The 14,295-nt window shown below is 62.4% G+C and carries 12 protein-coding genes and 2 pseudogenes; 8 read left to right on the forward strand and 6 right to left on the reverse strand.

Annotation, left to right across the window (positions count from 1 at the left end):
- Window positions 1-168 precede the first annotated feature (168 nt).
- Together ppgK and GBB11_RS01270 are read left to right on the forward strand one after the other, a co-directional pair.
- Window positions 169-921, forward strand: a complete 753-nt coding sequence (gene ppgK / locus GBB11_RS01265; RefSeq protein ID WP_151548706.1) for a polyphosphate--glucose phosphotransferase — start codon at window positions 169-171, stop codon at window positions 919-921.
- 331 nt (window positions 922-1,252) lie between these two features.
- Window positions 1,253-2,917, forward strand: coding sequence for an RNA polymerase sigma factor (locus GBB11_RS01270; protein ID WP_151548707.1), 1,665 nt, complete (start codon window positions 1,253-1,255; stop codon window positions 2,915-2,917).
- An 83-nt stretch (window positions 2,918-3,000) separates the two neighbouring features.
- Here the strand turns inward: GBB11_RS01270 and GBB11_RS01275 are convergent, their stop codons facing one another.
- The 5 genes and pseudogenes from GBB11_RS01275 to GBB11_RS01290 all read right to left on the reverse strand — a co-directional run bounded on the left by GBB11_RS01275 (window position 3,001) and on the right by GBB11_RS01290 (window position 7,348).
- Window positions 3,001-4,506, reverse strand: a complete 1,506-nt coding sequence (locus GBB11_RS01275; protein ID WP_192796294.1) for a DUF418 domain-containing protein — start codon at window positions 4,504-4,506, stop codon at window positions 3,001-3,003.
- Between the two features lie 92 nt (window positions 4,507-4,598).
- Window positions 4,599-5,210: a hypothetical protein gene (locus GBB11_RS01280; protein WP_151548709.1), complete on the reverse strand. Its 612-nt coding sequence runs from the start codon at window positions 5,208-5,210 to the stop codon at window positions 4,599-4,601.
- Between the two features lie 177 nt (window positions 5,211-5,387).
- Window positions 5,388-5,561 (reverse strand): annotated as a pseudogene (locus tag GBB11_RS11030) (ATP-dependent helicase); the annotation flags it as partial.
- A 125-nt stretch (window positions 5,562-5,686) separates the two neighbouring features.
- Window positions 5,687-7,112 (reverse strand): annotated as a pseudogene (locus tag GBB11_RS01285) (DEAD/DEAH box helicase); the annotation flags it as partial.
- Window positions 7,109-7,348, reverse strand: coding sequence for a DUF3039 domain-containing protein (locus GBB11_RS01290; protein WP_151528623.1), 240 nt, complete (start codon window positions 7,346-7,348; stop codon window positions 7,109-7,111). The pseudogene GBB11_RS01285 and the gene GBB11_RS01290, both read right to left, overlap by 4 nt.
- A 72-nt stretch (window positions 7,349-7,420) precedes the next feature.
- On the opposite strand from GBB11_RS01290, the gene GBB11_RS01295 reads away from it, so the two are divergent.
- From GBB11_RS01295 to galE, 6 genes are all read left to right on the forward strand, one after another.
- The gene (locus tag GBB11_RS01295) at window positions 7,421-7,897 is read left to right on the forward strand and encodes a DUF3099 domain-containing protein (protein ID WP_151548711.1); all 477 of its coding nucleotides are present in this window, start codon (window positions 7,421-7,423) and stop codon (window positions 7,895-7,897) included.
- A gap of 15 nt (window positions 7,898-7,912) precedes the next feature.
- Window positions 7,913-9,424 carry a methyltransferase gene (locus tag GBB11_RS01300; RefSeq protein WP_151548712.1) on the forward strand — a complete coding sequence of 504 codons (1,512 nt, stop codon included), beginning with the start codon at window positions 7,913-7,915 and terminating at the stop codon, window positions 9,422-9,424.
- 35 nt (window positions 9,425-9,459) lie between these two features.
- Window positions 9,460-9,900, forward strand: coding sequence for a D-aminoacyl-tRNA deacylase (dtd, locus tag GBB11_RS01305; RefSeq protein ID WP_151548713.1), 441 nt, complete (start codon window positions 9,460-9,462; stop codon window positions 9,898-9,900).
- Between the two features lie 143 nt (window positions 9,901-10,043).
- A complete protein-coding gene (locus GBB11_RS01310) occupies window positions 10,044-11,036 on the forward strand; it encodes a sigma-70 family RNA polymerase sigma factor (RefSeq protein ID WP_151548714.1) in 993 nt (330 codons plus the stop codon).
- A 170-nt stretch (window positions 11,037-11,206) separates the two neighbouring features.
- Window positions 11,207-11,887, forward strand: a complete 681-nt coding sequence (locus GBB11_RS01315) for a metal-dependent transcriptional regulator (RefSeq protein WP_151548715.1) — start codon at window positions 11,207-11,209, stop codon at window positions 11,885-11,887.
- Window positions 11,888-12,048: 161 nt separating this feature from the next.
- Window positions 12,049-13,029, forward strand: a complete 981-nt coding sequence (gene galE, locus GBB11_RS01320; protein WP_151548716.1) for a UDP-glucose 4-epimerase GalE — start codon at window positions 12,049-12,051, stop codon at window positions 13,027-13,029.
- Window positions 13,030-13,174: 145 nt separating this feature from the next.
- Here galE and GBB11_RS01325 read toward each other — a convergent pair whose 3' ends face one another.
- Window positions 13,175-14,257: a DUF4192 domain-containing protein gene (locus tag GBB11_RS01325; RefSeq protein ID WP_151548717.1), complete on the reverse strand. Its 1,083-nt coding sequence runs from the start codon at window positions 14,255-14,257 to the stop codon at window positions 13,175-13,177.
- Window positions 14,258-14,295: the final 38 nt, after the last annotated feature.

A 14,295-nucleotide genomic window follows, 5' to 3' on the forward strand; every position in this document is an offset into this window, starting at 1 on the left:
CCTGCTGGCTCAGGCCATGATCGACCGCCACCGCGACAAAGAGAATCGCTCGCCGCCCTGCTCCGCCGTGGACGTCCGGCGCGCGGCGCGCAGAAACGCTGGCAGAGCGGCCGCGATAGAAGGGCGACCACCGCTGCAGCACGGGAGTCGTTTTGTAAGATGGGGGCTATGACGCGCACAGGTTTTGGTATTGACATCGGCGGCTCGGGCGTGAAAGGCGCCAAGGTTGACCTTGACACGGGTGAATTTATTGGCGAACGCCTCAAAATATCGACTCCGCAGCCAGCAACTCCAGAGGCAGTAGCCGAGGTTGTCGCCGAGATCATCGCCCACTTCGAATGGACCGGCCCGGTGGGCATTACGGTTCCCGCCATCGTGAAAAATCAGGTGGCGCTGTCCGCCGCCAATATCGATCCCTCGTGGATCAACACGGACGTTTCGGATCTTTTCTCCCGCCACATCGATAACGAGCAGATCGTGGTGCTCAATGACGCCGACGCCGCCGGGCTGGCCGAGGTGCGTTACGGCGATGAGCGCGCCCGCGAAGGTGCAGCCATCCTGCTGACCATCGGCACCGGCATTGGCTCCGCCATGCTTGTCGATGGCATCCTCTTCCCCAACACCGAGCTGGGGCACATGAATGTGGGCAAGAAAGAAGCCGAGCAGCTCGCCTCCTCTGCGGCGAAGGACCGGGAGGAATTGTCCTATAAGAAGTGGAGCAAGCGCGTGAGCAAGGTGCTCAACGAGTATGAGCGCCTGCTCAACCCGTCCATCTTCATCGTCGGCGGCGGCATTTCCCGCAAGGCCGATAAATGGGTACCGCTGTTGACCGTCAATACCCCCGTGATCCCCGCCCAGCTGCGCAACCGAGCCGGTATCGTGGGCGCGGCACTCGCGGCCGAGGACAACATCACTCCTTAAACGTAGCTCCCCACGCTGCCCCGCCAGTACCACGCTTAGGGGGTGGGGCTAGTGGCAGTACATGGGGATACTTCTATATACTGGGCGGTTGTTCTTAACCGAGGCCGAATGACGGCCTCTCTTTGCGCCGCTGGTACGCACTACCGGCTAGCGTTTTCGCTGGCCATTAGGGCGAAACCGGCGGTTGCGTTGGTTAGTGATTCAGCGACACCACCCCGTGGCGTCGCCGGCACCGCACAACCGCACACGAAGACACAGCGCTCGACACACCGCACACTTCGGGGAGATCCCCGAGGGGAAAGACGAGCGAGACAGACGAGAAAGGGCGTACGTGGCAGCCACTGATCCTTCGGACACCGGCACTCCGGCCGAGGCTGGTTCCAAAGCAACAACTGGGCGTGATAATGCCACGGGAGGCACGACTGTGAAGAAGGCAACCGCTAAGAAGGTCGCACGCAAGGCAGCACGCAAGGCAGCCCCGCGCGCGGCCCGCACCGCTGACACCTCGACCCCGGCAGACACCACAGCCGCACGCAGCGAGGCAACCGCCCCCGCATCGAGTTCGACCGCCGGCGAGACCACGGACGCCGCCACCGCCGCGAAAGCGACGAAGAAAGCAGCCAAGAAGACGGCGAAGAAGACCGCCAAGAAGAGCGCCAAAAAGACCGCTCGCAAGGCTGCGAAGAAGACCGCTAAGAAAACGGCTAAGAAGACCGCGAAAAAGACGGCCAAGAAGACAACTAAAAAGACAACCAAGACAACAGCGAAGAAGTCGACGCGCAAGGCCACCGCTGCGGAAAAGGTTGTGGTGGATGAGGATCTCGAGGAGGATCAGCTCCACGAGCAAGACGTAGACACCGATCTCGATGATGCCGATGTGGACTACGATCCGGATAGCCCCAGCGAGGACGACGAACCCTTCGCCGACGGTGACGCTGATACCGACTCCGAGGACGACAGTGCCGAGGACGAGGAAGAAGAAGATGACGGCTCCTCGGTCTGGGATGAGGACGAGTCTGCCGCCCTGCGCCAGGCCCGCAAGGACGCCGAGCTCACCGCCTCGGCTGACTCGGTGCGCGCCTATCTGAAGCAGATCGGCAAGGTGGCGCTGCTCAACGCCGAGCAGGAGGTCTCCCTCGCCAAGCGCATCGAGGCCGGGCTCTATGCCACCCACCGTCTTGAGCAGCTGACTGAGGCCTATGCCCAGGGCGATAAGGACGCCAAGCTCACCCCGGCTATGAAGCGCGACCTGCGCTCCATTGCCCGCGATGGCCGCAAGGCCAAGAACCACCTGCTGGAGGCCAACCTCCGCCTGGTGGTGTCTTTGGCGAAGCGCTATACCGGCCGCGGCATGGCCTTCTTGGACCTCATCCAGGAAGGCAACTTGGGTCTGATTCGCGCCGTCGAGAAATTCGACTACACCAAGGGCTACAAGTTCTCCACCTACGCCACGTGGTGGATCCGCCAAGCCATTACCCGCGCCATGGCCGATCAGGCCCGCACCATCCGTATCCCGGTGCACATGGTGGAAGTGATTAACAAGCTGGGCCGCATCCAGCGTGAGCTGCTGCAGGATCTGGGTCGCGAACCCACCCCGCAGGAGCTGGCGAAGGAAATGGACATCACCGAGGACAAGGTGATGGAGATCCAGCAGTACGCCCGCGAGCCGATCTCGCTGGATCAGACCATTGGTGATGAGGGCGATAGCCAGCTCGGTGACTTCATCGAGGATTCCGAGGCCGTCGTGGCCGTGGATGCGGTGTCCTTCACCTTGCTGCAAGACCAGCTGCAGGACGTGCTGCACACGCTCTCCGAGCGTGAGGCCGGCGTGGTGCGCTTGCGCTTCGGGCTGACCGATGGCATGCCGCGCACCCTCGACGAGATCGGCCAGGTCTATGGCGTGACCCGCGAACGCATCCGGCAGATCGAGTCCAAGACCATGTCGAAGCTGCGCCACCCCTCTCGCTCTCAGGTACTGCGCGACTACCTCGACTAGACGCTCGCCTAAGATCAACGACTACGGCCCCTGCTGCTACTACGCAGCGAGGGCCGTAGTCGTATGTCCGAGGCTTGTAACACCTAGGGCGCAGCTGGCCCCGAATCGCGCTGCTCTGGATGCGCAGCAGCGGTGCGGGGCTGCTCCGGCTGCGTCTGGGACTGGTGGCTGAAACGTGGCGGCAGCACCGGTGGCGCCGGTGGCTGCTGCCCGGGCGCTGCTGGGCTACCAGCGGCCATCGCCCCCTGCGGCGGGACGCCGGGGTGCGGCTGCGGGTGGCGGGCCCAATAGTCTGCAGCCAACCCCTGCTTGCCATAAGCCATGCGGCGGTGCAGCGTTTCGAGCGGGCCACGGCGCCCCATGAGCTGCAGCGCATAGGCTCCAAGGACCGTCACCGCCCAGATCGCCGCCGCCAAGCCGGTGGCCACGGCGGCGCCGGAGCTCTGCCCCCAGCCCAGCCCATAAGAGGCGACGAAGATGGTAGCGAGGAGGGACTGGGCCACATATCCGGACATCGAACGCTGCCCCAGTGCCGCCACTGGCGCGATCCACACCGGTAGTGCGCGCTCATAGCTCGTGCCCTGCGCCGTCTTTTCCGTGATCCGGCGCTGCATCGGGGCGCAGGCGAGAACGATAATCGCCACGATGCCTGGGCCGGTGGCCACACCAAAGCCAGTGTTGAGCACCATCCACGTCGCGAGGCTATCCTCGTTGCCGAATACGCCGATCGCGTTGAGCCCCATGGGAAGCCCCACCGCGACCATCACCACAATGCCGGCAGCCGCCGCGATCCAGAGCGTGCGCCGATGCTCCTCTGGGTGGGTGAGCACCCCGCGGCGCGCCCAGACGAATCCGAGCAGCATCAGGGGAAAGAGCATGGGGATCTCGGTACCCAAGTTCAGCGGCTGCAGCACCAGGAATAGCGCGCCACCGACGAGCTGAGAAAGATAGCTGTCGAGGAAGTTCGAGGCGAGCGGCATCCCACCCGATGCCGTGGTCTCGGGACCGAAGAGATCAAACTGGGAATCGGCAATCATCAAGACAATGGCGATAATCAGATTGCCTATCATCCACATTGCCGATAACACCCCGGCGATAATGAGCAGGGTTTTATCCCGGAAGTTAATCATCAGCGCCAGCACTGCCCCAGCTATGCCATAAAAGACCATGATGTCGCCAAAGTAGAGAAACACCATATGCACGGCGCCGAAGATAGCGAGCCACAGATAGCGCATCGCGATGGTTCTGCGCGCTGCGCCGAGTGGGTAGCGTCGTCGAGCCAAAGACATGGCGATCAGGCCCACGCCGAATCCCAGCATGGTGGAAAACATCGGCAATCCGCGCACGTGCGCCAGCATGGATCCGGCAACCACAGCGACCTTATCCGCCGTAGAGCCATCCACCACTCCCCCGAGTTCTTGGACGCTGGCCCCAGCGGGTCCGGCAAGCCACGTTGTGGTGAGATTCGCGATCGCAATGCCGAGCAGGGTGAATCCGCGGGCGAGATCGGGGGCGAGCATGCGCACTGTCGCCGCGCTGCGCAGGGGTGGATCTGTCGGAGAGGACGCCGCAGTAGTCGGGGCACTCATCGCTGGTGACGCTCTTTCTACTTCCTCGAAGGTGGGGGGGCAGGAAACAAGAAAAGCCGCGTGAGACATACTCACGCGGCTGCTTCACGTGCTTATTGATTCATGTAGTTCTCGATACAGGTTTCCATCTGATCCTCGGGAACATTCTGGCATTCTTCAACAACACCGCTGACGAGGGAACCGAAAACGATCGTGATCACGGCGACAATGACCAATAGCAGCACGGAGATGACCACCGAAATGATGGACATGGTCACGCGGCGCTTCGGCCCCTGCATCTTACGGCCCTTCACCCACGCGATAATGCCCAGCACAATGCCGGCAATTGCGAGGAATGGGGCTACCACCAGACCAACAACGGTGGCCGCGAGAACCACGGCCGCGATGGACACGCCCAGTGCCCACGGAGCAATCTTGTTCACCTGCTCCACGGGATAGCCATAGTGGCCGCCGGGGTGAGCGCCCAGGTCAGAGTAGCCACCCTGATTGGGATACGCGCCCTGATTGGGGTAGCCGCCCGGACCGGGATAACTGCCCTGCGTGGGATAGCCACTGGGATAGCCACTCTGGTCCGTCTGGCCGGAGTTCTGCACATCCCCAGAGAAGGAGTCACTCGAATTCGGCATCCGGTGCTGTGGCTGGCTATTCGGCCACTCGCCATCCTGCCAAGCGTTGTTGGAGTTGCGATCGTTGTTGTCTGTCATGTGAGTGTTGTCCTTCCAGACTGTATGCGGCCCGAGCGACGGGAGTACTTCTGAGAAACTATTCCGTCTAGGGCAGTGTTATCTACAAAAGTTTATCATTACCTCAGTATCGCGACGTCATATGCGCTGTATTCGCAGTGCTACATTCCAGCCCCACGGGCTCCAGCTGAGCGGGGTTTACCACTGGCGCAAGAAATTAATACGCGCCCGCAGTTGTTCCGCCGAACACAATGCCGTGGGAGGGCCGCCGCAGGCTCGCCGCGCTTCATTATGAATAGCGCCGTGCGGCCGGCCCGTGCGCGAACTCGTAATGGAGACCACCGCATTGAGCTGCTTGCGGAGCTCGGGGATTAGAGCGGCGTCCTCATCCGAGTTTTCTGTGCCGCGTGTCGACGTCTGCTCGCTGCCCTGCATTCTCTCTGCCGACGAGGACGATCTCACCGGATGAGCGGCGGACTGCGCGGACTGGGACATCTCCTCGGCTTGGCGTTTTTTCAGCAGCTGCCGCATTTGCTCGGCATCGAGCAGCCCTGGGAGGCCGAGATAGTCTTGCTCCGCCTCGCCGATGCTGGCGGTGCCATAGGTGGAGCCATCGAAGATGAGCGAGTCCAACTCGGCCTCGGCGCCAAGAGACTGATAGGAGGGATCCTCTTCGCCGGGCTCGTTCTTTTCTTTATTGGCCTCGGCGAGCAGCTCATCATCCCAGCCCTCCTTGGGCCGGTCGGGCTTGCCCAGCACGTGATCGCGGGAGACCTCGAGCTTTGCGGCCAGGTCGAGCAGCACGGGCACAGAGGGCAAAAACACCGAGGCGTTTTCGCCCGGCATGCGCGAACGCACGAAACGCCCGATGGCCTGAGCGAAGAACAGCGGCGTGGAGGCCGAGGTGGCATAGACACCCACCGCGAGGCGGGGCACGTCCACGCCCTCGGAGACCATACGCACTGCCACCATCCACTCATCGGTGGAGTTGGAAAATTCCTCAATGCGTTCGGAGGCCCCTGCTTCATCAGAGAGCACCACCGTCACCGGCGTGGAGGAGAGTTTTTCCAGGGCGCGGGCATAGGCGCGCGCCGCAGTTTTATTGGAGGCGATCACCAGCCCGCCGGCGTCCGGCATGTTCTGGCGCAGCTGACCTAACCGGGTGTGCGCCGCCTGCAGCACCGCGGGGATCCAATCCCCCTTCGGATCGAGGGCGGTACGCCAGGCGCGGGCGGTCTGCTCCGCGTTCAGTGGCTCGCCGAGCCGGGCGGCATATTCCTCGCCGGCACTATCGCGCCAGCGGGCCTCGCCCGAATAGGCCAAAAACACCACCGGGCGCACCACGCCATCACGCAGCGCATTGGAGTAGCCATAGGTGTAATCCGCCGCCGATTTCAGATTTCCTTCGCCATCGTCTTCGTAGCGCACGAAGGGGATGGCGGCATCGTCGGAGCGGAAGGGGGTACCCGTGAGGCATAGTCGCCGCTCCGCGTCGCGGTAGGCGGTGGCGATGCCATCGCCCCAGCTTTTCGCGTCGCCACCGTGGTGCACCTCGTCCAGAATCACCAAGGTGCGCTTGTTGGTAGCGAGTTGATAGTGCTTATAGGGGTGCATGGCCACCTGGGCATAGGTGACCACGATCCCCTGATAGGACGGGTTAATCGCACCGCTATTGGAGAAGGCGGGGTCTAAGGTGATGCCATTACGTTGCGCCGAGCCCGCCCACTGCACCTTGAGGTGTTCGGTAGGAACAACCACGATCACGCGATCTACCGTGCGCTTGTCGAGCAGCTCTGAGGCGAGCCGCAGCGCGAAGGTGGTCTTACCGGCACCCGGAGTTGCGACCGCAAGGAAGTCCTTGGGCTGAGTGCGCTCATATTTGGTGAGGGCGGCCTGCTGCCAGGCGCGAAGGTTAGCACTCACTTGCGACGCAGACCTCGGAAAATCTGCTCGCAGTCGGGGCACACGGGAGAACCCGGCTTGGCTTGCTTGGTCACGGGAAAGGTTTCCCCGCACAGGGCCACAACCATTTTGCCGCTCACGGCGGAGTCGACAATCTGATCCTTCTTCACGTAGTGGAAGAACTTCGGCGTGTCGTCGTCGGTGCCGGTGTTCTCCCTGATGTCGGGACGCTCGATGGTAGTTGTCTGAGTACTCACCTGAACCATCATGCCCGAAAAGTGTCGTCTTCTCATCCTCCCCCGTAAGAGGAAGGGCTAGGCTTGAACACGATGACTGAAGATGAGGACAACGTTGCTCAACCGGCCGAGGATCGCTCGGCCGAGGAGACGGCGTCGACACGCGGCCGCCTCAGCGCTCTGCGACGCCGCATGCGCAAAGCAGAGCTCATCACTGATGCCCGCCGCACCCCAGCGCAAAACTATCGCCACCGTAAGACCGTGTACGCGATTTTGCAGGGCTCCCGTATTCCTTTTTTGTTCCTCAGCGCCGCCACCTATTTCTTTTGGGAGAATATGGTGGTCTCCGGTGTGCTCTTTGTGATCTCTACCCTGCTGCCGTGGGTGGCGGTGGTGATTGCCAATGGCGCCGGCGAGCCGGAAGATAAGCGGCATCCACGCCAGTACAAACCGGAGGTGCGCCGCGCCCAGCGCGCCGCCGAACATCACGCCCTGAACCAGCACTCGCTGCGCCGCGAGCTGGGCCCGGGCACCGGCGAGTACATCATTATTGACGCAGACGACGACTAGACAAGGCCTTATGTAGTGACTACCTCTCTCGCCGCGCGCGTGGGTGCCGATCTGGGCGATATATGCGCCCGCATCGGCTATAGCCACGCCGGTATTGCCAGCTCCCTCGGCCCCGCCGCCTACGCCGCCCTTGGCCGCGGCGAACCTGCCGCGGTGCGCCGCGTATTAGCCTCCACAGCGCTGCACGACGCCATCCGACTCTTTGTTCTGCACGATCCCCTTCCCCGCGCGCGCTGCGAGACTCTCCTGGGCAGGGCGCTTATCGACGCCCTCCTCGAGCTGTCCTGGGCCGAGGAGGACACCACTGGCCTGCGGGTGCTCATTGATATCCGCCCCATCGATCGCGGCACACGTAGCGGTTTGGTGTTCTCCGATATGGATGCCTCCATGGTGGAGCACATTCCCGGCAAGGAGCATGTGCTCGGTGTGGGTGCCGCATCCCTGTCCTTGGCTGAAGCCGTGCCCCACTCCCCGGTGTCCAGCGTGCTCGATCTTGGTTGCGGCTCGGGGGTGCAACTGGTGCTGCAGGCCGACTATGCCGAGACGCTCACCGGTAGCGATATATCGGAGCGGGCGCTGCGCTTTGCCCATGCCACTCTGGCGGCATCGGGGGTGGATGCGGAGCTGCTCCAGGGGCCGTGGTTCGAGCCGGTGCACCAGCGTCGCTTCGAGCGCATCGTGGCCAATCCCCCCTTCGTAGTGGGGCCCGCGGCCATCGAACACGTCTACCGGGACTCTGGCACCGATCTCGACGGCGCCACTGAGCTCGTGGTTCGCCAGGCCTGCGAGCATCTCGAGGAAGAAGGCAGCGCCCACCTAGTGGGGGCGTGGGTGTTGAACGCAGACAGCTGGGCGCAGCGCGTGAGCTCGTGGGTTCCCCCGACCGGCTATGCCGTGTGGGTGCTCGAGCGCGATCGCGTGGACGCCCCGCGCTACGTCTCCACCTGGTTGAAGGATGAATCCATCGACCCGCGCAGCGAGGAGGGGCAGCGCCGCACCGAGCAGTGGCTCTCCCACTTCGATGCCCACGGCGTCACGGGGGTGGGCTTCGGGTTCATTCACATCCAACGGCTCGCGGTGGACACCCCGAGCGAGGTGATGTGTGAGGATTTCTCGACAGCCTCCACTACCGGTTTGGGTGAGGAGGTCGAGGAGTATTTCCTCCGCACCTCGTGGCTGCGCGAGCAAGACGCCACCTCCATGCTGTCCAGCCGCTATCAGCTGCGCCCTGGGGTCTGCATTGACCGCATCAGTCGCGCCGACACCGAATCCGGTATCGGGATGAAGGCCGAGAGCATCCATATCGCCCGCACCGAGGGCCCCCGCTTTAGCCACGAAATCGACGAGGCCGTCGCCTCCCTCGTGGCCGGGTTGCACCCGCAGGGGCTTCCCTTGGCAGAGATCGTGGAGCTCTACGCGGTCACCGAAGAGATCGATCCCGCGGAGATCGTGCAGCAGGTCATCGCCGTGATGGTGGATCTCATCCGCCATGGCTTGGTGCTTCCCGCCGAGCTGCTCGCCGATTAACCCCGCCCCCTTATGTCTGAAGGAGTTATAGCGCCGTGAAAGCAGTATTGACCCGCGTCACCGAGGCCGCCGTCACCGTCGAGGGCCGCACCGTTGGGGCTATCGACTGCCCCGACACCGGCGGGCTTTTAGCCCTAGTAGGAGTCGCTCGCGAGGACACCGAGGCCGATGTGGAACTCATGGCCCGCAAGATCGCTGAACTCCGGATTCTCGACGGCGAGCGCAGCGTGGAGTCCTGCTCCGCCCCAGTGTTGCTCGTTAGCCAATTCACCCTCATGGGGCGGACGAAAAAGGGGCGACGTCCCTCGTGGTCCGATGCGGCGGGTGGCGCCGAGGCCGAGCCGCGTATCGCGGCGATTGCCGTTCTCCTCCAGCAGCGGGGCATCCCAGTAGAAACCGGACAATTCGGTGCCTATATGAAAGTGTCCTCCGTTAATGATGGCCCGTTTACGGTGTTGGTGGACACCACATCATAGGCAACTAACCACAAATAGGGGGAGCGTGGTGAACGCATCACCCCAGCTCGCGGCGTAGGGGCAGCAGTTTTGCTAGTGGTGGAACTAATTCGGAAGTCGTGGCGTTAAACAAAATGACATTCTCGATGGAGCAGGAGGCGCCAATGAGCTCTGCAGCTGAAGCCGCACGAGCGAACGATAACGAAGCCGGTGATACCCGAGGACGACGCAATCAGACGAACGACAATCCTGCCGCCGATCTCGTCCGCGTATATCTCAATGGTATTGGCAAAACCGCGCTGCTCACCGCCGAAGACGAAGTAGAACTGGCCAAGGCGATCGAGGTTGGTCTTTATGCCGATTATTTGCTGAAAAACAGCACGGATCTCACCCGCGCTAAAAAACGCGATCTGAAGATCTTGGCCAAGGAAGGGCGCAAGTCGCGCGCCCACCTGCTCGAGGCGAATCTCCGCCTCGTGGTCTCTTTGGCTAAGCGCTACACCGGTCGCGGCATGCCGCTTCTGGATCTCATCCAAGAGGGCAACCTCGGATTGATCCGTGCCATGGAAAAGTTCGACTACGCCAAAGGCTTTAAATTCTCCACCTATGCCACCTGGTGGATTCGCCAAGCCATTACTCGTGGCATGGCGGATCAGTCCCGCACCATCCGGCTGCCCGTGCACTTAGTGGAACAGGTAAACAAGCTCTCTCGCATCAAGCGCGAGCTCTACCAGCACCTCGGCCGCGAGGCCACCAATGAGGAACTGGCCGAAGAGTCCGGCATTGATGAGGCCAAAATCGAGCTGTTGCTGCGCCAGTCGCGCGACCCGGTGAGCCTCGACATGCCGGTGGGCGCCGATGAAGAAGCCCCTTTGGGAGACTTCATTGAAGACTATGACGCGACCGATGCCGAGACCGCCGTGGTGGCCTCCTTGCGGCACTCCGATATTCGCGCGGTGCTCGGCACTCTCGAGCAGCGCGAGCAGGATGTGATCAAGCTGCGCTATGGCTTGGACGATGGCGTGCCTCGCACCCTCGATCAGATCGGCCGCCGCTTCGGGCTCTCCCGAGAGCGCGTCCGCCAGATCGAGCGGGAAGTCATGTCGAAGCTGCGTGACGGCGACCGCGCCGACAAGCTACGCGCCTACGCGCTCTAGACAGGCGGAGCCGCACGCTGGGCCGCACTCGGCCCCAGCGCGCGTCTCTGCACCGGATAGGTGCACGCAGTAAGCTAGATTAAATTACAGGGACTAACAATTGTGATGTCTCCTTATTGCCGCAGACCGTATGGCTATAAGGGGAGCGAACAGAGAAGGGCTATAGCTTCGTGAAGGATCTTGTCGATACCACCGAGATGTATTTGCGGACGATCTACGAACTCGAAGAAGAGGGCATTATTCCCCTTCGAGCACGTATCGCCGAGCGTTTGGAGCAGTCCGGCCCCACCGTGAGTCAGACGGTAGCCCGCATGGAGCGCGACGGGCTGGTGGTGGTCGCCAATGACCGCAGCCTCCATTTGACCTCGGATGGCCGCCAGCGGGCGATCGCGGTGATGCGCAAGCACCGCCTCGCTGAGTGCCTTCTTACTGACGTCATTGGCTACGACATCGAGAAGGTTCACGATGAGGCCTGTCGCTGGGAGCATGTGATGAGCGACGAGGTCGAACGTCGCCTACTCGATGTGCTGCCCAATGTGGACCGCTCCCCCTTCGGCAATCCGATCCCAGGTCTTGATCGCCTAGGACGCCGCGATCACGTCGAACCGGATCACGGCACCCGCATCGTGGACTTGGCAGAAAACACCGATCACAAGGTGCGGATCGTGCAAGTCAATGAGATCCTCCAAGTCAATGATGACGAGATGAAGCGCCTGATCGCCGCGGGAATTTGCACCGGAAGCACGGTCACGGTCTATCACGACCGCAATGGCGTCACCTTCAAGACCGAGGATAAAGAGGTACGCCTCTCCCCTGCCTTGAGCCACGCCGTGCGTGTCGAAAAGGCCTAGTTCCCCTTGTAGTTTTATTCCTTATTTCTCCGCCCCTCGCCGGTACCACCTCAGTGCCTGCGAGGGGCGGAGAGCTATGTGTATAGCTCCGCTGCGTAGTGTGAGCAGCACCCTATCGGCAGACGTCCGACGTGTAACTAAAAATGAGTAGGCTGGAGGCTATGAACATTCTGGTCACTGGAGGCGCCGGCTATGTAGGTAGCGTGTGCGCTCAGGTTTTCATTGAACAAGGACATTCCGTCACCGTCATCGACAACTTCTCCACCGGAAACCGCGAGGCTGTGCCCGCCGAGGCCACGCTCGTGGAAGGCGATGTTCGCAATGTCGCCGCCACTGTGCTCCGCGAGCACAAGATCGACGCCGTGGCCCACTTTGCGGCCCGCTCGCTCGTGGGCGAGTCTGTGGAGAAGCCCGAGGAGTACTGGCAGCACAACCTCGTCACCACCCTCGCGCTTCTCGACGCCATGCGCGAAAACGGGGTGAACAATCTGGTGTTCTCCTCGACCGCCGCCACCTATGGCGAGCCGAAGACAGTGCCCATCACCGAGGACATGCCCACTGCCCCCACCAATCCCTATGGCGCGACCAAGCTGTCCATCGACTACGCGATCACCAGCTACTGCCACGCCTATGGCTTGGGAGCAACCAGCCTGCGCTATTTCAATGTGGCGGGGGCCTATGGCACGATCGGCGAAAACCGCGAGGTGGAAACCCACCTCATCCCGCTGGTACTGCAGGTGGCGCTGGGCCACCGTGACAAGATCATGATCTTCGGCGATGACTGGCCCACCGAGGATGGCACCTGCGTGCGCGACTATATTCATATCCGCGACCTCGCGGACGCCCACCTTTTGGCCCTAGAGTCCAATACGTCCGGCGAGCACCGCATCTTCAACCTGGGCTCGGGTGAGGGCTACTCGGTGGCCCAGGTGATCGACGCTTGCCGCGAGGTGACCGGCCATCCGATCCCCGCCGAAGTCGCGCCCCGGCGCGCCGGCGATCCCGCCACACTCATCGCCTCCTCGGCCAAGGCGATGGAGCAGCTCGGCTGGAGCCCCACCCGCACCGATCTGCACACCATTGTCCAGGATGCGTGGTCGTTTACCTCTCAGCTGGGAGATCGGGCCTATAGCGCGCGGTGATAACGACCGTGTCTGCGCCGAGGCACAGCCCATAGTGCACAGTGATAGCGGGAGGCGGCAGCCCAGTGTGGTTGTCGCCTCTCGCGCTGTCGGGGCACTACTCGGCCGCCCCGGTTCGAGCCAGCTTGGGGTATTGCCTCTGCGGCTAGCTGCATCGGGCGCGGTGAATGCCGACGTTGGAGCACAGCTGCTCGGCGGCCTCGGTGCAGGCGGTCACCGAGTCTGTGATGAGCCCATGCATATAGGCGTTAAAGAGTAGTTGGGCTAGGGTGTGTCCCTGCTCTTCTTCTTGTGCACAGCTCAATGCGGCGGGCACCACTGTCATCCACTGCCGGGCCGCTGCTTCGAGGGCGAGCAGGCTGAGTGCATTGGCCCGAATCGAGCCAGAAAAAACGTGCGCGGCCGCTTGGAGGGCGCGGTAGAGCACCATGGAGGTGGCGTTGCCTACCGCGACGATGGCCATATCCCGCAGGGTGCGATCGGCGAGACAGGATCCCAGCAACTCGAGGAAGGCGAGATCCTCTTTGATCTCCTCCACCGTGGTCTCGGCTGGCAAGCGATCGAGCGCGGCGAAGAAGTCTTCCACGAGCGCATAGGGGGCGCTGTCTTTCTCCGCGCTGTCGTAGAGATCCATCACTTTGTTCTCCAGTGCCCAGGACCAAAGGCGGGACTGCTCCTCGGAGATGGTCTCGGTATCTCGCCGGAATTGCTCGAGGAAGCTCTCGCGATCCAGCTCGGGGAGCTCTTCGCCGCGGGCGATGAGTTCCCGCATCGATGAAGTGCGCTCCAGCGGTGGGATCACATCATCGCGCAGGTGGCGCTTCCAGGAGGAGATCGCTGCGACAGAATCGGAGACGAACTCCAACCGCACCTGCTCGCCCGCGGCTATCTCATAGGTGGACCATACTGCCCCGAGCGGGATCTGAGCGTCGCGGCAGTGCTCGTCCACCCGCTGCGCGATCTCCTGGCTGGAGCCTTGGCGGACGATGAAACCGAGGAAGAAATCACTATCGAGGGCGCCGAGGGTCTCAGAGATGGCGTCGATACGCTCGAGATCGCTGAGGCTTAAGCGCGCGATGGGACCGGAGGTGACCGTAGCTGTCGTCTGGCCGGGCTGCGGGGCGCTGACATGGAAGCCGGCCAGTACTAAGGAGTCGTGCGGGAAGAAGCCGAGGGTGGCGGGGATGGAGGCGAGAAAGGAACCGGGAGTGAAATGCTGTGTGCTCATGGCAGGTATCGTTGCCGAGGATCACGGTCAGCACGGCC

It is taken from the genome of Corynebacterium sp. 74A (genome assembly GCF_008930665.1).
GTDB lineage: Bacteria > Actinomycetota > Actinomycetes > Mycobacteriales > Mycobacteriaceae > Corynebacterium > Corynebacterium megadyptis.

What these genes read in the sequence shown, in the direction of transcription:
- GBB11_RS01295 (WP_151548711.1), top strand. Translation starts at nt 7,421, where the DNA reads ATGACTGAAGATGAGGACAACGTTGCTCAACCGGCCGAGGATCGCTCG.
- GBB11_RS01280 (WP_151548709.1), bottom strand. Translation starts at nt 5,210, where the DNA reads ATGACAGACAACAACGATCGCAACTCCAACAACGCTTGGCAGGATGGC.
- GBB11_RS01325 (WP_151548717.1), bottom strand. Translation starts at nt 14,257, where the DNA reads ATGAGCACACAGCATTTCACTCCCGGTTCCTTTCTCGCCTCCATCCCC.
- GBB11_RS01275 (WP_192796294.1), bottom strand. Translation starts at nt 4,506, where the DNA reads ATGAGTGCCCCGACTACTGCGGCGTCCTCTCCGACAGATCCACCCCTG.
- galE (WP_151548716.1), top strand. Translation starts at nt 12,049, where the DNA reads ATGAACATTCTGGTCACTGGAGGCGCCGGCTATGTAGGTAGCGTGTGC.
- ppgK (WP_151548706.1), top strand. Translation starts at nt 169, where the DNA reads ATGACGCGCACAGGTTTTGGTATTGACATCGGCGGCTCGGGCGTGAAA.
- GBB11_RS01310 (WP_151548714.1), top strand. Translation starts at nt 10,044, where the DNA reads ATGAGCTCTGCAGCTGAAGCCGCACGAGCGAACGATAACGAAGCCGGT.